Annotated in this window: 14 protein-coding genes and 2 pseudogenes; 6 read left to right on the forward strand and 10 right to left on the reverse strand. The window is 74.2% G+C overall.

The genetic code is table 11. The annotated features are described in order from the left end of the window. The 3 genes from gnd to ACFYZ3_RS13615 all read left to right on the forward strand — a co-directional run bounded on the left by gnd (position 1) and on the right by ACFYZ3_RS13615 (position 3,797). Positions 1-882: a phosphogluconate dehydrogenase (NAD(+)-dependent, decarboxylating) gene (gene gnd / locus ACFYZ3_RS13605; protein ID WP_388516246.1), complete on the forward strand. Its 882-nt coding sequence runs from the start codon at positions 1-3 to the stop codon at positions 880-882. Positions 883-970: 88 nt separating this feature from the next. Then, positions 971-2,476 (forward strand): membrane-associated oxidoreductase, encoded by a 1,506-nt coding sequence (locus tag ACFYZ3_RS13610; RefSeq protein WP_388516248.1) that lies wholly within the window; start codon positions 971-973, stop codon positions 2,474-2,476. Positions 2,477-2,567: 91 nt separating this feature from the next. Continuing rightward, positions 2,568-3,797, forward strand: coding sequence for a serine hydrolase domain-containing protein (locus ACFYZ3_RS13615; RefSeq protein ID WP_388516856.1), 1,230 nt, complete (start codon positions 2,568-2,570; stop codon positions 3,795-3,797). 30 nt (positions 3,798-3,827) lie between these two features. Here ACFYZ3_RS13615 and ribA read toward each other — a convergent pair whose 3' ends face one another. Continuing rightward, positions 3,828-4,490, reverse strand: a complete 663-nt coding sequence (gene ribA / locus ACFYZ3_RS13620; protein ID WP_388516250.1) for a GTP cyclohydrolase II — start codon at positions 4,488-4,490, stop codon at positions 3,828-3,830. Positions 4,491-4,543: 53 nt separating this feature from the next. Between ribA and ACFYZ3_RS13625 the strand changes: the two genes are divergently transcribed. Beyond that, positions 4,544-5,320 (forward strand): creatininase family protein, encoded by a 777-nt coding sequence (locus ACFYZ3_RS13625; RefSeq protein WP_388516252.1) that lies wholly within the window; start codon positions 4,544-4,546, stop codon positions 5,318-5,320. 95 nt (positions 5,321-5,415) lie between these two features. Here the strand turns inward: ACFYZ3_RS13625 and ACFYZ3_RS13630 are convergent. The 5 genes and pseudogenes from ACFYZ3_RS13630 to ACFYZ3_RS13650 form a co-directional block, all read right to left on the reverse strand. Further along, positions 5,416-6,318 (reverse strand): annotated as a pseudogene (locus tag ACFYZ3_RS13630) (lysylphosphatidylglycerol synthase transmembrane domain-containing protein); the annotation flags it as partial. Further along, positions 6,291-7,274, reverse strand: a pseudogene (locus ACFYZ3_RS13635) (hypothetical protein); the annotation flags it as partial. The pseudogenes ACFYZ3_RS13630 and ACFYZ3_RS13635, both read right to left, overlap by 28 nt. A gap of 491 nt (positions 7,275-7,765) precedes the next feature. Continuing rightward, complete coding sequence (locus tag ACFYZ3_RS13640; RefSeq protein WP_388516254.1) at positions 7,766-8,983, reverse strand: glycosyltransferase family 4 protein; 1,218 nt, start codon at positions 8,981-8,983, stop codon at positions 7,766-7,768. Continuing rightward, positions 8,980-9,378, reverse strand: coding sequence for a 6-carboxytetrahydropterin synthase (locus ACFYZ3_RS13645; protein WP_226030108.1), 399 nt, complete (start codon positions 9,376-9,378; stop codon positions 8,980-8,982). The genes ACFYZ3_RS13640 and ACFYZ3_RS13645 overlap by 4 nt, the downstream gene beginning before the upstream one ends. A gap of 129 nt (positions 9,379-9,507) precedes the next feature. After that, positions 9,508-10,500 carry a zinc-binding alcohol dehydrogenase gene (locus ACFYZ3_RS13650; RefSeq protein ID WP_388516256.1) on the reverse strand — a complete coding sequence of 331 codons (993 nt, stop codon included), beginning with the start codon at positions 10,498-10,500 and terminating at the stop codon, positions 9,508-9,510. Positions 10,501-10,618: 118 nt separating this feature from the next. Here ACFYZ3_RS13650 and ACFYZ3_RS13655 point away from each other — a divergent pair, with 118 nt between their 5' ends. Continuing rightward, on the forward strand, positions 10,619-11,413 hold the full coding sequence (locus tag ACFYZ3_RS13655; protein ID WP_388516858.1) for a CDP-alcohol phosphatidyltransferase family protein: 795 nt from the start codon (positions 10,619-10,621) through the stop codon (positions 11,411-11,413). Between the two features lie 10 nt (positions 11,414-11,423). Here the strand turns inward: ACFYZ3_RS13655 and ACFYZ3_RS13660 are convergent, their stop codons facing one another. Further along, the gene (locus ACFYZ3_RS13660; protein WP_388516258.1) at positions 11,424-12,257 is read right to left on the reverse strand and encodes an SDR family NAD(P)-dependent oxidoreductase; all 834 of its coding nucleotides are present in this window, start codon (positions 12,255-12,257) and stop codon (positions 11,424-11,426) included. A 110-nt stretch (positions 12,258-12,367) separates the two neighbouring features. Between ACFYZ3_RS13660 and ACFYZ3_RS13665 the strand changes: the two genes are divergently transcribed. Then, a complete protein-coding gene (locus ACFYZ3_RS13665; protein ID WP_388516260.1) occupies positions 12,368-12,955 on the forward strand; it encodes a TetR/AcrR family transcriptional regulator in 588 nt (195 codons plus the stop codon). On the opposite strand, the gene ACFYZ3_RS13670 is transcribed toward ACFYZ3_RS13665, so the two are convergent. The 3 genes from ACFYZ3_RS13670 to ACFYZ3_RS13680 are packed head-to-tail and all read right to left on the reverse strand — an operon-like array spanning position 12,952 to position 17,584. Further along, a complete protein-coding gene (locus tag ACFYZ3_RS13670) occupies positions 12,952-14,262 on the reverse strand; it encodes an MDR family MFS transporter (RefSeq protein ID WP_388516262.1) in 1,311 nt (436 codons plus the stop codon). The two genes, ACFYZ3_RS13665 and ACFYZ3_RS13670, sit on opposite strands and share 4 nt — an antisense overlap. Position 14,263: 1 nt before the next feature. Further along, positions 14,264-16,069, reverse strand: a complete 1,806-nt coding sequence (locus tag ACFYZ3_RS13675) for an ABC transporter permease subunit (protein ID WP_388516264.1) — start codon at positions 16,067-16,069, stop codon at positions 14,264-14,266. A gap of 3 nt (positions 16,070-16,072) precedes the next feature. Next, a complete protein-coding gene (locus tag ACFYZ3_RS13680; protein WP_388516266.1) occupies positions 16,073-17,584 on the reverse strand; it encodes an ABC transporter substrate-binding protein in 1,512 nt (503 codons plus the stop codon). Positions 17,585-17,603: the final 19 nt, after the last annotated feature.

Here is a 17,603-nt window from a genome sequence, read left to right on the forward strand (position 1 = left end):
ATGGAGATCGGTCTCGTTGGTCTCGGCAAGATGGGCGGCAACATGCGCGAGCGTCTGCGCAGCGCCGGCCACACCGTCGTCGGATACGACACCAATCCCGACCGGGCCGACGTCGACAGCCTGGTCGAGCTGGTGGACCGGTTGGAGCGGCCGCGCGCGGTCTGGGTGATGGTCCCGGCCGGCGGCGCCACCCAGCACGTCATCGACCAGCTGGCGACGCTGCTCAAGCCCGGTGACACCGTCATCGACGGCGGCAACTCCCGCTGGACGGACGACGAGCGGCACGCCGAGGACCTCGGCAAGCGCGGCATCAACTTCGTCGACGCCGGTGTGTCGGGCGGCGTGTGGGGCCTGGAGAACGGCTACGCCCTGATGGTCGGCGGCGACAAGGAGACCGTCGACGACCTCAAGCCGATCTTCGACGCGCTCAAGCCCGACGGCCCCTACGGCTACGTCCACGCGGGCAGGGTCGGCGCCGGGCACTTCTCCAAGATGGTCCACAACGGCATCGAGTACGCCATGATGCAGGCCTACGCCGAGGGCTGGGAACTGCTGGAGAAGGTCGACTCCGTGGACAACGTCCGCGAGGTCTTCCGCTCCTGGCAGGAGGGCACCGTCATCCGGTCCTGGCTCCTGGACCTGGCCGTCAACGCCCTCGACGACGACCACCACCTGGACAAGCTGCGCGGCTACGCCGACGACTCCGGCGAGGGCCGCTGGACCGTGGAGGCGGCGATCGACAACGCCGTGCCGCTGCCCGCGATCACCGCCTCCCTCTTCGCGCGGTTCGCGTCCCGGCAGGAGGACTCGCCGCAGATGAAGATGGTCGCCGCGCTGCGCAACCAGTTCGGCGGCCACGCCGTGGAGTCGGCCAAGAAGTAGCCGCCCGGAAAGCGGGCGGTCCGGGAAAGCGGGCGGTCCGGAAAGCGCGTTGACGTGCTCGGCCGGTTCGGGTCAGAGTCCCTCCCTGATGGAGATCAACGACCTGACACCGGCCGAGTCGCGTCTTTGGCGGGCGTTCGCCTCGGGCACCGACGTGGACTTCCGTGCCGCGGCCCCTTCCGCCCCGGGCTCCCCCGCCGCGGACCCTCCCAGCGCGGACTCCGACGACCCCGCTCACGGCGGCACCTGGGGGCCCGAACGGACCGTGCGGGCGAGCGTGCTGCGGTCCCTCCTCCTGGACGGCCCCCGGGAGGAGGGCCGGGTCGCCGCGCTCAGCCTGGCCGGAGCCCGCGTCACCGGGCAGTTGGACCTGCAGTACGCGACGGTCGACCACCCCGTGCGGCTGCGGCACTGTCACTTCGACGAGGCACCGAGGTTCTACGGGGCGAGGCTGCGCGAGCTGAACCTGAGCGAGTCCGTGTTGCCCGGGCTGATCTCGCACGCGGTCCGGGTGGAGGGCGTACTGCGGCTGACCCGGGCCCGGTTCGGCGGGATGGTGCGGCTGGCGGGGGCGGAGGTCACCGGCAGCCTGTACCTGGAGAGCACCCGCATCGAAGCGCCGGACACCGACGGGCCGGTGCTCCAGCTGAACCAGGCGGTGCTGGGCGCCGACCTGTGGGCACCGGGGCTGCGCGCGGGCGGCGAGGTCCGGCTCAACGGCGCCCGGGTGGCCGGCACGGTCAACCTCAACGACGCGGTGCTGGACCGGCCGGGCGGCACCGCGGTCCAGGCCGAGACGCTCGCCGCCGAGGCAGACGTGCTGATGCGGCGCGCGGACGTCCGGGGCCGGCTGGAGCTGCGCGGCGCCCGGATACCCGGCCGGCTGGACCTGTCGGACGCCCGGCTGGCAAACGCCGGGGACACCGCGCTGCGCGCCAGCAGCTGCGTGATCGGCGAACTCTGGCTGCGGGAGGGCCCGCCGGTACAGGGGACGCTCAATCTGCGCCGTGCCCAGGTGGACGTGCTGTTCCTCCAACCGGAGGTGGTGCCGGACCGGGTCCAGCTCAACGACCTCACGTACACGTCGCTCATCCCGCACGAGCCCGCCGAGCGGCGGCTGCCGATGCTGGAGAAGGGCGACAGCTACCTCCCCTTCACCTACGAGCAGCTGACCGCGGCCTACCGGCGGATCGGTGACGACGACGCGGCCCGCCTCGTCCAGCTCGCCAAGCAGCGGCGGCGCCGGCGCACCCTGCCCTGGTACGGCCGGCTGTGGGGACACCTCCAGGACATCGCGGTCGGGTACGGCTTCCGTCCGCTGCGCGCGGGCGGCTGGCTGCTCTCCCTGCTGGCGGTCGGCTCGGTCGCCTACGGCCTGCACCACCCGCCGCCGCTCAAGCCTCAGGAGGCCCCCGGTTTCAACCCGGTCTTCTACACGCTGGACCTGCTGCTGCCGGTGATCTCCTTCGGCCAGGAGAACGCGTTCTCGCCCGAGGGCGGGTACCAGACGCTCTCCTACGTCCTGATCATCACCGGCTGGATCCTGGCCACGACCGTGATCACCGGCCTGACCCGCACCGTCAGCCGCCAGTGAGGATCGCCGCAAGGGGGCCAGGAGTTCCGAGCGGGCGTGTACGGGGTATGCCGGACGCGTCCCGAACGAACGATCAAGGAGGGCGATGGCGATGCCACCCCTGCGGCAGGAGGTCGACGCGGGTGCGGCCGGGCTGGACCCCGGGGCGCTGGCCCGGCTCGACCTGCACTTCGCCCGGCAGGTCGACGAGGGCCGGCTGCCCGGGTTCCTGGTGGCCGTCGCGCGCGGCGGCCGCGTCGCCCATCTGACCGTGCACGGACTGCGGGACGTCGCGGCCGGACTCCCGGTGACGGCCGACACGCTGTGGCGGATCTACTCCATGACCAAGCCGGTCACGTCCGTGGCCGTGCTGACCCTGGTGGAGGAGGGCCGGCTGTCGCTGGACGACCCCGTGGACCGGTATCTGCCGGCCTTCGCCGAGCCGCGCGTGTACGTCGAGGGGAGCGGGGCGGACGTCGTCACCCGCCCGGCCGCCGGTCCGGTGCGGGTCCGGCACCTGATGACCCACACCGCGGGGCTGACCTTCGGCTTCTACCGCACCCACCCCGTCGACGCGCTGTACCGGGCGGCCGGTGTGGAGTCCTCGGTACGGCCGGGTGCCGACCTGGCCGATACGGTCGACCTGTACGCAAGCCTGCCCCTGCAGTTCGAACCGGGCACCGAGTGGAACTACTCGGTGGCCAGCAACGTACTGGGGCGGCTGGTGGAAGTGGTGTCCGGGCAGCCCCTCGACGTGTTCTGCGCCGAGCGGATCTTCGGACCGCTGGGTATGGCGGACACCGGATTCCACGTCACCGACGCCCAGGCGGGCCGCCTGGCCGAGCTGTACGGCGAGACGGAGGACGGCGGCATCGTGCCGGTCCCCGGGCTGCCGCTGCGGGGCCGGCCGCGGTTCCTGTCGGGCAGCGGCGGCCTGGCCTCGTCCGCCTACGACGTGCACCGGTTCGCGGAACTGCTGCGGCGTCGCGGCGAACTCGACGGGCTACGGCTGCTCGCCCCGGCGACGGTGGACCTGATGACCCGCAACCACCTCCCGGGCGGCGCCGACCTGCGGTCCTTCGGCAGCCGCCCGGCGCACGACGAACCCGGCAACGACGGCGTCGGCTTCGGCCTCGGCCTCTCCGTGGTGACCGACCCGGGCCGCACCCGGTCGCCCTCCGGGCTGGGCACGTACGGCTGGAGCGGAGTGGCGACGACCACCTTCTGGGTCGACCCGGGCCGTGATCTGACGGTGCAGTTCATGACCCAGGTGCGGCCGAGGTCCTCGCACACGGTCTACCCGGACCTGAAGCGGCTCGTGCACGAGGCCCTCACGGACTGATCCGGCCCGGCGGAATCCGGCTCCCCGCGGTCAGGACGAGACGTGCGCCATCGCGTCCAGGTGCGGCAGGTGGTGGTCGAGCCGCTCCCGCTTGGTGCGCAGGTAGGTGATGTTCGACGCGCACGGCGGTATCAGCAGCGGCACCTGCTCGGCGACCTGGATGCCGTGCCGCACCAACGCCTCGCGCTTGCGCGGGTTGTTGGACATCAGCCGCACCGACCGCACCCCGAGGTCGTCGAGGATCCGGGCCGCGACACCGTAGTCCCGGGCGTCCACGGGCAGGCCGAGGGCGAGGTTCGCCTCCACCGTGTCCAGGCCCTCCGCCTGCAACGCCATCGCGCGCAGCTTGGCGAGCAGACCGATGCCGCGCCCCTCGTGCCCGCGCAGGTAGACCACCACGCCACTGCCCGCGTCGGCCACCTGCCGGAGCGCCGAGGCGAGTTGGGCGCCGCACTCGCAGTGCTGGGAGCCGAAGGCGTCGCCGGTCAGGCACTCCGAGTGGAGCCGGGTGAGCACGCCTTCGGTGCCGAGGTCGCCGTGCACGAGGGCCACTTGCTCGTCGCCGCGTTCGTGGTCGAAATAGCCGAACGCCCGGAATTCCCCGTACACGGTGGGAAGCGGTGTCACGACGACCCGCTCCACGTCCGTGCGCTGTGCTGCCTTCTTGCCGAGTACACCGATTTTTTCTGTCATGATTCTCGCGTTCCTCAACAGTTTGCTCAACCGAGATGAAAGGCCGTGCGGGAATGGATGTTTCACTGGTGCCGGCGGACACGAGCGAAGACGTGCGCGAACGGGGCTCGGGACTTCCGCGACAGGTCGCGGTGCTGCCGGTCGGGAGTTTCGAGCAGCACGGCCCGCACCTGCCGCTGGCGACCGACACCCTCGTCGCCTGCGCCGTCGCCCGGGCGGTGGCCGAGGCGTATCCGGTGCACCTGCTGCCGCCGGTGACGATCGGCTGCTCGCACGAGCACGCGCACTGGCCGGGGACCGTCAGCATCTCCGCCGTGACCCTGCACGCGGTGGTGCGCGACATAGCGGACTCCCTGCGCCGCTCGGGTGTCGAGACCCTGGTCGTGGTCAACGGACACGGCGGCAACTACGTACTGGGCAACGTCGTTCAGGAGTCCTCGGCACGCGGTGAGCGGATGGCGCTGTTCCCGGCCGCGGAGGACTGGGAGACGGCGCGCCGGCGGGCGGGTGTGGTCACCTCGCTGCTCACCGACATGCACGCGGGGGAAATCGAGACCTCCATTCTTCTGCACAAGCATCCCGAATTGGTCAGGCCCGGTTACGAGGCCGCCGATTTCGTCGCGGACGACCGGCGTCATCTGCTCTCCCTCGGTATGTCCGCCTACACCGATTCCGGTGTCATCGGGCGTCCTTCACTGGGCTCGGCGGAAAAGGGGAAGGAACTGCTGGCAAGCCTGGCGGATTCCTTCGGCGAATACTTCGCACTGCTGACGGCGGAGACGGTGACGGCGTCCGACGACTCCGACGGCTCCGACGGCGAGCGCGGATAGCGCACGGCGTGCCGACGTACGACGAGGACGACGGCGCCGGGCAGGCTCGCCACGAGGCTGAGCACGCCGTACACCACCGCGACGCCCAGCCCGGTGCCCGCGCCGAGCCCCGCCGCGCCGAACGCCCACGCGGTGACGCCCTCCCGGGGTCCCCAGCCGCCCACGTTCAGGGGCAGCCCCATGGCGAGCAGCGCCAGCACGGCCAGCGGCATGAGCGCGGCGACGGAGGCCGCGCTGCCGGCGACCCGGGCGGCGAGCACGAACATCGTGAGGTGGCCGGCGAGCACGACGACGGAGGAGAGGGCGATGCCGGGCAGGTTCCGCCGGGACAGCAGCCCGTCCCGTGCCTCACCGAGCGCCGTGCGCACGGCCCGGCCCCGGCGTGCGGGGGCCCGGTTCATGCGCAGGGCGAGGACGACGGCGAGCGCGCCGGCCAGGGCCAGGGCCACCAGGGGTGCGAGGTGCCGCACCTCGTCGAGCACCGGGGAGGGCATCGTGAGCAGTACCGCGACCCCGACACCGGTCAACGCGAGCTGTCCCGCGACCCGTTCGAGGACGACGGCCCGCACGCCCCGCCCCAGGTCTCCGGTGCTCCGTCCGTGCCGCACCGCGCGGTGCACGTCGCCGAGGACGCCGCCGGGCAGGGCTGCGTTGAGGAACAGAGCGCGGTAGTAGTCGGCGACGGCCGCCCCGAGCGGCAGCCGGATGCGCAGCCCCCGGGCGACCAGGGCCCAACGCCAGGCACTGAACACCGTGGTGACCAGCCCGATCCCGAGAGCCGCCAGCACGGTGGGCCCGTCGATCCGGCGCAGCCCGTCCAGGAAGGCGCCGGTCCCCAGCCGCCACAGGAGCACGGCGAGGACGGCGGTGCCGGCGAGCGTGCCGAGGTGGGCGCGCAGGGCGCGGCGGCGGGGAGCCGCAACGCCGGTGCGGGCGTACGGGCGTACTGCCGTCGGCAGCGTCGGTGCGCTCACGGGGCTCCGCCCGTCGGCCGGCACAGCGCCAGCAGGTCGGTGTGGTGGACGACGACCCGCAACTCCCCGGCCGCGCAGGCCGCGAGGCGTTCCTCGAGGTACCGGTCCGCCCGCGCCCGCAGTTCGGGGCGCTGTTCGACGGCCGCACCGACCCAGCCCCGCAGCCACTGGGCGGTGAGCTGGGTTTCGTCGGGTCCCAGCCGCCAGTCACTGGGCTGCTCCCGTACGGTGGCGCCGTGCCCGGCGAAGGCCTCGGCGGCGGCGGTGACCGCGTCCGGACCGAGCATGCCGGTGCGCCGCTGGTGGTCGTTGAAGGCCTCGGTGATCTCGGCGTCCAGGGGGTGGCCCGGGGTGAGGTCGACGCGTCCGGCGACGGAGAGGGTCAGCAGCGCCGGGCAGCCTGCCGCGGTACAGGCGGCGGCGAGCTTGCCGACCTCCTCGGTGGTGAGGACGTCGAGCAGCGCGGACGCCGTCACCAGTGCGGCGCCGGACAGGGCCTCCGGGGTGAGGCGGGCGAGGTCCCCGCGCCGCGTCTCCACGGTGACCCGGCTGCCGTCGGCGGCGGTGCGCGGGGCGGCGACGGCGGCGAAGTGCAGGAGGTAGGGATCCCGGTCGTGCAGCACCCAGTGCTGGGCACCGTCGAGCAGCGGGGCCAGCCAGCGCCCCATCGACCCGGTGCCGCAGCCCAGGTCGTGCACCACCAGCCCGTCCGCCCGCCCGGGCAGGTTGGCGAGCCTGATCCGCAACGGGTCGAGCAGGTCGTGCGCCCGCGCGGCGGCATCGGCGGGCTCGCGCAGTCGCAGCCACTCGGGGGCGTAGCGCGGGGGCTCCTCGGGGTGCTCACGCACCGGCGCTCCGCGCAGGCGGACGGTGGCACGCTCGGCCGCGGACTGCTTGAGGCCGTCGGCGACCGGCCCGACGGAGAACCTCCCGGCGGCAGACCGCCCCTCCTTGTCGGCGACCGGCCCGGCAGCGGACCGCCCGGCGCCGAACCGCCCCCGCCCGTTGGCGACCCGCCCGGTGGAGGGCCGCTCGGCGCGGTCCTCCGTCCGCTCGGCGGCGCCGTCCGGCCGTGGGGTCGCGGGGCGGGCCGGGTCCCCTTCGGACCGGTCGACGGACGAGACCGCCCAGTCCTCGCCCGGACCGTCCCCGGGGCCGGAGGCGAGCCGCTCCACAGGGCGTCCGGCGTCCGGGCGGGCCGGGCCCGAGACGGGGACGACGGGGTTCCGGGAGCCGGTGGGGTCCGACGGGCCGAGCCGGACCGGGCCGGCGTCTCCGGTCGGTGCCGGGACGACGCTTTCGGTCGGTGCCGGGGCGGTGCGTTCGGCCGGTGCCGGGGCGGTGCGTTCGGCCGGTGCCGGAACGGCGCTCTCGATCGGTGCCGAGGCGGTGCGTTCGGCCGGTGCCGGAACGGCGCTCTCGAGCGGTGCCGAGGCGGTGCGGTCGGCCGGTGCGGCGGGCTTGCTCGTGCTCATGCGGCCCTCCTCGGTTCGCCCGGCAGCCGGTGCAGTACGCCGGCCAGGCTCTGGGCCGTGCTCGCCCAGCCGTTCAGGGCGGCGCGGCGGCCACGGGCGGCGGCCTTGAGCCGTCGTCGTACGTCCGGCTCGCCGAACCAGCCGCGCAGCTCCGCGGCGAGGGCGGCGGGGTCCTCCGGCGGGACGAGGATGCCGGGCACGCCTCCGTCGGGCGCGCGTCCGACCGCCTCCGGCAGGCCGCCGACGTCCGTGGCCAGCACGGGGATGCCGCGCGCGAGGGCCTCGGTCACCGCCATGCCGTACGTCTCGGCGTACGAGGTGAGGACCATCAGGTCGGCGGTGGCGTAGGCGGCGTCCAGGTCGGCACCGGCCCGCGGCCCGGCGAGCACCAGCCGCTCCGCCAGGCCGTGCCGTGCGATCAGCGACCGCAGCCGGCCGACGTACTCCGGGTCCTGTGCGAGCCCGCCGACGCACACACAGCTCCACGGCAGGTCGGCCACGGCCGCCAGCGCCTCCACCAGCCGGTGCTGGCCCTTGCGCGGGGTGACCGCGGCGACGCACACCAGCCGCGAGACGCCGTCGGTGCCGGGCGCGAGGGGCGCGATGTCGGCGCCGGGGGCGGCGACGTGGACCCGGCCCGGGTCGAGGCCGTGGTGGGAGACGAGGCGGCGCACCGCCCAGTCACTGGTGGCCACGACGGCCGGGACGGCACGCAGCACCGTGCGCTCGCGGGCGTCCAGGTCGGCCGCCACGGCGGGGTCGAGGCCGGTCTCGTCGCCGAGCGGGAGGTGGACGAGGACGGCCATGCGCAGTCGCTCGGCCTCCGGAACGACGACCTCCGGCACCCCGCAGGCCACCAGGCCGTCGAGGAGGACGACCGCGCCGTCCGGCAACCGCCGCAGAACGCGGGCGAGTTCCGCGCGGGCCGCGTCGTCCGGCCGGGGCCAGTCGCCGGGCACGGGCAGCCCCCGTACCCGCCAGCCGAAGCCGGGCAGGTCGAGCCGGACCCGACGGTCGTAGGCGTTGCCGCCACTCGGCGCGGCCGGGTCGTCGACGCCGCCCGGCATGACGAAGTGCACGGATCGCAGGGACATGGGGACGATGCCGCCGTTCCTCGGGCCGGTGACCAGGGGCGGCCCGGACTGCTGGGTCGCGGACGTCTGTGCGGGGACGTGGGCGAGCCGGGTCCGCCCGGCGGCGGTCGTGCCGGTCACAGCGCGCGCTCGTAACTCGCCCAGGCGACGTGCGACTCGTGCAGGGTGACGGTGAGCCCGGCCAGGCCCCTGGCGCCCTCGCCGAGCGCGCCCCTGTGCACGCGCTCGGCGAGCCGGTCGGCGATCACCTTGGCCAGGAACTCGGTGGAGGTGTTGACGCCGGCGAAGTCGGGTTCGTTGTCGAGGTTGCGGTAGTTCAGAGCGCCCACGACGGCACCCAGCTCCTGGGTGGCCAGGCCGATGTCGACGACGATGTTGTCCTCGTCCAGCTGCTCGCGCCGGAAGGTGGCGTCCACCAGGAACGTCGCTCCGTGCAGGCGTTGCGCGGGCCCGAAGACGTCGCCGCGGAAGCTGTGGGCGATCATGATGTGATCGCGGACGGTGATGCTGAACAACGGACGACCCTCCAGGTGTGGCGCGTCTGGTCCCCCGCCGATCGCTGCGCGGGTGCCGTCTATTACGGCTGGATGTCTTCCCCTGTTCAGTGGGTCTTACGTCTTTCCTCAAGGTCAGGCGCCTCAAGGTCAGGCGCCGGTGTCCTCCTCGTCGTAGCGGACCCGGTGGCACAGTGCGGGTATCTCTCCCGAGGCCAGCCGGGGCATCAGCTCCGGCAGTTCGGCGAAGGCGGACTCACCGGTGACGAGCGCGTCGAGCGCCGGGTCGGCGAGCAGTTCGAGGGCGAGGGCGAGCCGGTCGGCGTAGGTGCGGGTGGCGGCGCGGGCCGGGGAGACGGTGCCGACCTGGCTGCCGCGCAGGGTCAGGCGCCGGGAGTGGAAGGCCTCGCCCAGCGGCAGGGCGACGCGCCGGTCGCCGTACCAGCTCAGTTCGACGACGGTGCCCTCGGGCCGCAGCAGTTCCAGCGACCGGGCGAGCCCGGCTTCCGTCGCGCTGGCGTGCACGACGAGGTCGCGGTCACCGGCGGCGTCCTCCGGGGACGCGAAACCGGCACCGAGCGCCTCGGCGACTTCCGCGCGGGCCGGGTCGGCGTCGACCAACTCCACGCGTACGCCCGGGAATCGGGCCAGCAGGGCGGCGACCGAGCAGCCGATCATGCCGCCGCCGACCACGCTGACCCGGTCGCCGATCAGCGGCGCCGCGTCCCACAGGGCGTTGACGGCGGTCTCGACGGTGCCGGTGAGCACGGCCCGCCCGGCGGGGACCGAGGACGGCACCGGCGTCACGGCCGCGGCGGGGACGACGTACCGGGTCTGGTGCGGGTGGAGACAGAACACGGTGCGCCCGACGAGAGGCTCGGGCCCCTCCTCCACCACGCCGACGCCGAGGTAGCCGTACTTCACCGGTCCGGGGAAGTCGCCCTCCTGGAACGGCGCGCGCATCGCCGTGTACTGGTTCTCCGGCACCCGGCCGCCGAAGACCAGGGTCTCGGTGCCACGGCTGACCCCGCTGAAGAGGGCGCGCACGAGCACCTCGTCCGCGCCCGGTACCGGCAGCTCCACCTCGCGGATCGCGCCCCGCCCCGGCGCTTCGAGCCAGAACGCACGTGCCATGCGGGTCATCGGAAGTCCTCCTGAACGATCGGGAAGCCACTCACGTACCGAGGGATGCACAAGCCGCGCACAAGGTAGCGGCGTTGATCGACTCTGTCACACGGCCGGAGGATGTTCGGTGGCCCTGATCAACCTGAACCACACGGACGACACGGACGGCGCCTTCGACGCGTACGACGTATGTGCCGCGAGGTCCGTCCAGCAGGAGACGGCGGCGGGTGCGGGCGCGCAGCTCCTGCTCCTGGCGTTGCTCGGCACCGCGATCGGCATGGGCACGGCGGGCTGGCTGACCGGCCTGGCGTTCGCGTTCGCGAGCTGGGCGGTGCTCTCCCGGGCCCTGCACCGCTCCCGCCTGCCGTCGTTCGGCCCGGCCAACCGGGTCACCCTCGGCCGGGCCACCCTGGTCGGCGGGGTCACCGCCCTGGTCGCGGACTCCTTCCGCAGCGCGCCGCCCGTCTCCCTCCTCGTCGGACTGACGGCCGTGGCCCTGATCCTGGACGGCGTGGACGGCAAGGTCGCCCGTCGCACCGGCACGTCCACACCGCTGGGCGCACGCTTCGACATGGAGGTCGACGCGTTCCTCATCCTGGTGCTCAGCGTGTACGTCGCGCTGGACCTGGGCCCGTGGGTACTGCTGATCGGCGGCATGCGGTACGTGTTCGTGGCCGCGGCCCGGGTGTGGCCGTGGCTGACCGCCCCGCTGCCGCCGAGCACGGCCCGCAAGACGGTGGCCGCGCTCCAGGGCGTCCTGCTGCTCCTCGCCGGCGCGGAGTTGCTGCCGCGCCCGGGGAACGCCGGGGTGGTGGCGGTGGCACTGGGCCTGTTGGTGTGGTCGTTCGGGCGGGACGTACGGTGGCTGCGGCGGAGGTCGCGGGTTGCCGCGGCGCCTGCCGCGGCTGTGCGGGAACTCGTCGCGCAGTGAGCCCGTCCTCCTAGGCCGCCTCGCCCACCACCGACCCCGCGGAGCGCGCCGATCCCGAGGAGCGCGCCGAGATCCGTCCGCTGATCAGGACGGACCGGCGGCGGGTGAAGAGACGGGGCAACGAGACCATGAGGGCGTTCAGACGCCCCGACTGCACGCTCGGCCGCCGTCCGCGGTCCAGGGTGCGCATCGCGGTCGCGACCACCTGCTCGGGGGTCTGGTAGCTGCCCTGGTAGGCACCGCCCTCGAAACCGTCGAAGAACTCGGTGCGGGTGAGCCCCGGCGCGAGCGAGAGAACCCGCAGGCCGGTGCCGCGGGACTCGTACCACAGGGCCTCGGTGAAGCTGAGCACGAAGGCCTTGCAGGCGGCGTACACCGCCAGTTCGGGGCTGGGCGTGTAGGCGGCCGCGCTCGCGACGTTGACGAGGATGCCCCGGCCGGAGTCGCGGAGCGGCTCGATGAACGCCCGGGTCAGGTCGACGAGGTTGGCCACGTCGACGTTGATCTCGTCGGTGAGGCGGTCGGGATCCTCCTCGTGGAAGGCGCCGTTGGTGCCGAATCCGGCGTTGTTCACCAGGCCGTCGACGCGGATGCCCCGCCCCGCCAGGTCGGCGGCCAGCCGACGGCCCGCGCCCGGCTCGCTCAGGTCGAGCCGCACCGCCGTGGCCCGTACGCCGTGTCGGGTCCGCAGTTCACGGGCGAGGTCCTCCAGGCGGTCGAGCCGCCGTGCGACGAGGACGAGGTCGGAGCCGCGACGGGCGAGTTCGCGGGCGAACGCGACGCCGATCCCGGAGCTGGCGCCGGTGACGACCGTGGTCTGACCGGAGAAGTCGATTGCAGTCATGTCATGCACTGTAGGCAGCACTTTACACTCAGTGCAAGTCATGCCTTCACTGCACGACCTTGCGCACCATGAACATCTGCGCGCTCCATGCAAAGCTATAGGCTGAGTGCATGGCCGACACCCCCACGCTTCGAGAGCGCGCGCGCCGCGCCGCGCGCGCGGAGATCACCGCCACCGCCATGCAGCTCTTCGCGGAGAACGGCTTCGAGGCGACGACGATCGACCAGATCACCAGCGCGGTGGGCATCTCGCGCCGCTCCTTCTTCCACTATTTCGGGAGCAAGGAGGACCTCGTCCTGGGCGACACCCAGGCGCTGGGCGAGTCGGTACGGGCCGCGCTGGAGGCCCGCCCGGACGACGAGTCGGCCTGGGCGGCCATCCGGGCGGCCTTCCTGACCATCCGTCCGGCGGACAAGACCCCGGAGGAGCAGCTCACCCTCGCCCGCATCCACCACGAGGCGCCCTCCGTGCGCGCCCGCCACCTGGAGAAGCACCTGCGCTGGCAGGAGCTGCTCGCCCCGGACATCCAGCGCCGCCTCGGTCTGCCCCCGACGGCCGCCCCGGACCCCCGGGCACTGGCCTTCGTCGCCGCCGCCCTGGCCTGCTTCGACGCGGCCGTCGACGCGTGGTACCGCTCCGGCGGCGAGGAGGACCCCGAGCGCCTCTTCGACGAGGCGGTGGCGACGCTGCGCCGCTAGGACCGGCCCGACCCGGCCGCGGACGGGACAGGTGCGGTGGCCATGGCACCCCGGTGCGGCCACCGGGGCAGCGTCCCCGCCGCCACCAGCGGTACGGCGGCCAGCACCAGCCACGGCACGGCGACCGGCAGGCCGGTGTCCAGCAGGAGGCCGGTCGCGGAGCTGCCGGCCAGCACGATCAGCCCGGAGACCGAGGACAGCGCCCCGGTGTAGAGCCCGAGCCGCCCGTCCTCGGCGAGGTCCGGCACCCAGGCGCGGGCGACGGGCGCGACGAGCATCTGCCCGAGGGTGAGCAGGACGACGAACCCGGCGGCGGGCACCAGCCCACCCGTCCCCGTCCACCCGGCAGGCCGTGCAAGGCCGACGACGGCGAACCCGACGGCGATCAGCACCAGCCCCGCCACCATCGACCGGCGCCGCGCCAGCCGCTCCCCCGCCCACCGGGTCACCGGCAACTGCGCGGTCACCACCAGCAGCGACGACAGCGCGAACAGCCAGGCCAGCGGCGCCTGCGAACCGGCGGCCCGTTCCACCTCGGCGGGCAGGGCCAGGTAGAGCTGGTTGTAGGCGAGGAGGTAGGCACCGTAGGCGCAGCACAGCGCGAGGAAACGCCGGTTGCGCAGCACGAGCCGGGCCCCGCCCTTCATCCGGACCTGGGCCCGCCCGGGAACGCGCTGCGGCAGCAGCCACGCGTGCCCGACGAGGACCAGCACGAAGACCCCGGCCCCGGCGAGGCAGGCCGTACGGAAGTCGACGGCGAGCAGCAGCGCCCCCAGCAGCGGCCCGACGAAGGCACCGGCCTGCCCGGCGACGGTGAACAGCGCGAGCACCCGCGTCCGGTCCCCGCCTCCTTCCTCCTCCCACACGACGGCCTGCCGGGCGACCTCGGACTCGACGGCCGGGGAGAAGAGCGCGGCGGCGAACCCGATCAGCAGTACGGCACCGACGACGGCCCAGGTCCGCCCGGCGAACCCGAGCCAGGCGAAGCCGGCGATCCGCAGCACGCACCCGGCGAGCACGACGGGCCGGATGCCGTACCGGTCGGCGAGCGCCCCGCCGACCACGAACAGCCCCTGCTGGCTGAAGGTCCGCAGCCCGAGCACGAACCCGACCAGCCACCCCGCCATGCCCACGGACTGCCCGAGATGCTCGGCGAGGAAGGGCAGCACGGCGAAGAAACCGACGTTGAAGGCGAGCTGGGTGAGGATGAGCAGCCGGAGCAGCGGGGAGAGCGTGGCGAAGGGGGCGGTACGACGGCCGGGTACCTTCCCGGACCGCCCGCCGGCGGCGGCGGATGTGGAGGTCATGTCACCGGGCTCCGGCTCCGGCCGGTTCCCGCTCCGTCTCCACCGCGGACCGCCGCTCGGCCGCCTCGGTCTTACGAGGGGACGATCCAGAGGGCCGTCGGCGCAGCCCACCCGCGGCGCTGACGGCCAGCGCGCCGAGCAGGGCGAGTACGGCGGCGGGGGCGAGGACGGCCCAGGGGGCGCGCTCGGCGTAGGGCTGGTTCTCGGCGAGGAGCAGCCCCCACTCGGGGGACGGCGGCTGGGCGCCGAGTCCGAGGAACCCGAGCGAGGCGAGCGCGAGGGCGACACCGGGCAGCCGCAGCAGGGCGTGCCGGAGGACCGGCGGCACCACGGCGGGCAACAACTCGTGCCGCAGCAGATGGACTCGTCCCGCGCCCAGCCCCTTGGTGGCGGTGATGTGCAGCGTGGCGCGCTCCTGCCGCAGCAGGGAGGAGGTGTGCGCGGCGAGCGGTGCCCAGGCGACGGCTCCCACGGCGAGCGCGGGGGTGGCCGTCCCGCTCCCGGCGACGGCGGTGACGAGCAGCGCGACGAGCACGGGCGGTACGGCGTTGACGGTGTCGACGAGGGGGGCGGAGACCCGGGGCACGAGCCCGAGCAGTACGGCCACGAGCAGGGCGGCGGCGCTGATGGCGGCGGCGAGGAGCAGCGTGTCCAGCGCCCCGTGGCCGACGCGGGCGAGCAGGTCGCGCCCGAGGGCGTCGGTGCCGAAGGGATGGTCGAGGGAGGGCGCCCGCAGCCGCTGCCCCGTGTCGAGGGCGAGCGGATCACGGGCGAGCCCGAACCCGACGACGGCGAGCAGGAGGGCACCGTAGAGCAGCGGCAGCACTCCCCCGGCGGGCGGGGTGGGCCGGTGCAGCGAGGACAGGGCGCCGTCGCGCAGCGCGGGCCCGGTGAGCAGCCGTGCGGCGACGCGGGTGGCGCCGGTCGCGAGCGCGGCCAGCAGGACGAGGGCGAGGGTCCCGGCCTGGAGGACGGGCAGGTCCTGAGCGAGGGCGGCCTGAAGGGTGGTGCGACCGAGCCCCGGAATGTCGAACACCTGCTCGACGGCGACGGCCCCGCCGGTCAACCCGACGACGAACAGCCCGAGGTTGGGCAGCAGCGCGGGCACACACCGCCGCACGGCCTGACGGGCGACGGACCTCCCGGTCAGCCCACGCGCCGCGGCGGCCAGCGCCCACGGCTCGCCGAAGGCACCGGGCAGCAGATCGTCGAGCAGCCGCCCCAGCACGGCGCCCGCGGGCAGCCCGAGGGCGAGCGCGGGCAGCACGGTCCACTGCGGCCCGTACCACCCCAGCGCGGGCAGCCACCCCAGTTGAACCCCGACGACGGTGGCGAGCACGGAGGCGACGAGGAACTCGGGCAGCGAGGCGAGCACGGCGGACAGGCTCCCGCCCCCGCGCCGCCCACCGAGCCGCCGCCGGGCCCCGAGCCGCAGGGTGCGTGCGCAGATCGCTCCGGCGGTGAGCACGGCGACGAGCAGCGCGACACCCATGAGCAGCAGCGAGGCACCGAGCGCCCGCGTCACGTCGGGCAGGACGTCCGCGCCGGAGATCCACGACCGCCCGGCGTCCCCGCGCACGAGCCCGCCCAGCCAGCCGGTGAGGACGTGCAGGGGCCCGCCGTCGACCCCGAGCTGCCGCCGGATGTCGGCGAGCACCTCGGGCGTGGGCTCACGCTCGGCGGACCGCGCCTTGAGGACGGTGTACGCGGGATCGGTACGGGTGAGCCAGGGCAGCAGCCCGACCCCGCACACGAGCCCGACCGCGAGGAGGATCCGCCACCCGGCGCCGGCCACCCGCTGCCACATGGTTCAGCGCCGGGTGCCGGTGCCGACGAGCGCGCGCTCGTACGGATCGAGGACGACGCCCGGTACGGAGTCGGCGACGCCGGTGATGATGCGCTGGTGCACGAGCGGCACGACGGCGTCGCTGCCGAGGATGCGCGCCTCGGCGGCCATGGCGGCGTCCTGGCGCTTCGCGGTGTCGGCGATCTTCTCGGCGTCGGCGACGGCACGGTCGACGCCCTTGTCGCACAGCTGGGCGATGTTGAAGCCGCCGTCGCAGGTGTAGTCGCTGGCGAGGACGGCGACGGGGTCACCGGTGTCGAGGAGCGTGTTACGGGCAAGCACGAAGGCGTCGAACTTCCCGTCGAGGGCGTCCCCTTCGAGCCGCGAGTACTCCCGCACGGTGAGCTTGACGGTGAACCCTGCCTTCTCCAGCTGCTGCTCGACCACCTGGGCGACCTCAGGCAGCTCGGGCCGGTTGTCGTAGGTGGCGAGGGTGATGGTGTCCCCGTCCCCGGGCTTCTTGGCCGCCGCCCGCCCGACGGGCGCGGTCCGCTTCCCTTCCGCCCAGGTCACCGCGGGCCCGTAGACACCGGCACCGGGATCGCCGTACCCCTCGTACACGTCCTTGGCGAACACGGAGGTGTCGAGGGCGGCGCGGGCGGCGGCCCGCAGCCCGGCGTCCTTGAAGGTTCCCGACGAGGCGTTGAGGAGCAGGCTCGTGGTCCGGGTGGTGGCGGTGTCACGCCGGGTCTTCTCGTCCAGCGAGGCGGCCTGGGCGACGGGAACCGCCTCCGCGATGTCCAGCTCCCCGGTCCGCAGGGCGTTGGTACGGGCGGTGCCGTCGGCGATGAAGCGGGCGTCGATACCGGAGGCCTGCGCGCGGCCGCCCCAGTAGTCGTCGAACCGGTCGAGGGAGGCGGAGGTGGCGCCGTTGACCTTGGTCAGCTCGAAGGGCCCGGTGGCGTGACCGACGGGGTCGACACGGCTGCCCTTCCCGTAGGCGCCCTTGGAGAGGACGGCGAGGCTGGGGCTGGAGAGCCGCAGCGGCAGCACGGGGTCGGGCTCGGCGGTGGTGATCCGGACGACCCGGTCGCCGCCCGCCTCGGCATCGAGGGTGACACCGGCGAGGGCGGCGGGCGCGGGCTCGGCCTCGGTGGCGCGGGTGAGGGATGCGGCGACCGCGGCGGGGGTCACGTCGCCGCCGTCCTGGAAGGTGGCGTCGCGGAGCGTGAACTCCCAGGTCTTGTCGCCGTCCCGGCGCCAGGACTCGGCGAGCGCGGGCGCGGCGGACCCGTTGGCGTCCAGCGCGGTGAGCCCCTCGGTGACGCCGAGGCGGCTGAGCAGCGTGGCGTCGGCGCCGTACGGGGACAGGTTCTCGGCGGGCGGGAAGGCGAGGGCGACGCGGAGACGGGCGCCGTGACCGTCGCCACCGTCACCGGACGCGGAGTCGTCGCCCCCTCCGGAGGCGAAGCAGCCGGCCATCAGCGGGACGAGCAGGAAGGGGGCGAGCAGCCGGGGGCGGCGGTGGGAGCGCATGGTCCTCGGATCGATCAAG

This window comes from Streptomyces sp. NPDC001599 (assembly GCF_042893535.1).
Lineage (GTDB): Bacteria > Actinomycetota > Actinomycetes > Streptomycetales > Streptomycetaceae > Streptomyces.

Bases quoted from the DNA above. Each gene is read 5' to 3' on its own strand.
- ACFYZ3_RS13680 (WP_388516266.1), bottom strand. From the start codon at position 17,584: ATGCGCTCCCACCGCCGCCCCCGGCTGCTCGCCCCCTTCCTGCTCGTC.
- ribA (WP_388516250.1), bottom strand. From the start codon at position 4,490: ATGACAGAAAAAATCGGTGTACTCGGCAAGAAGGCAGCACAGCGCACG.
- ACFYZ3_RS13660 (WP_388516258.1), bottom strand. From the start codon at position 12,257: ATGACTGCAATCGACTTCTCCGGTCAGACCACGGTCGTCACCGGCGCC.
- gnd (WP_388516246.1), top strand. From the start codon at position 1: ATGGAGATCGGTCTCGTTGGTCTCGGCAAGATGGGCGGCAACATGCGC.
- ACFYZ3_RS13610 (WP_388516248.1), top strand. From the start codon at position 971: ATGGAGATCAACGACCTGACACCGGCCGAGTCGCGTCTTTGGCGGGCG.
- ACFYZ3_RS13650 (WP_388516256.1), bottom strand. From the start codon at position 10,500: ATGACCCGCATGGCACGTGCGTTCTGGCTCGAAGCGCCGGGGCGGGGC.
- ACFYZ3_RS13665 (WP_388516260.1), top strand. From the start codon at position 12,368: ATGGCCGACACCCCCACGCTTCGAGAGCGCGCGCGCCGCGCCGCGCGC.
- ACFYZ3_RS13625 (WP_388516252.1), top strand. From the start codon at position 4,544: ATGGATGTTTCACTGGTGCCGGCGGACACGAGCGAAGACGTGCGCGAA.
- ACFYZ3_RS13675 (WP_388516264.1), bottom strand. From the start codon at position 16,069: ATGTGGCAGCGGGTGGCCGGCGCCGGGTGGCGGATCCTCCTCGCGGTC.
- ACFYZ3_RS13670 (WP_388516262.1), bottom strand. From the start codon at position 14,262: ATGACCTCCACATCCGCCGCCGCCGGCGGGCGGTCCGGGAAGGTACCC.
- ACFYZ3_RS13615 (WP_388516856.1), top strand. From the start codon at position 2,568: ATGCCACCCCTGCGGCAGGAGGTCGACGCGGGTGCGGCCGGGCTGGAC.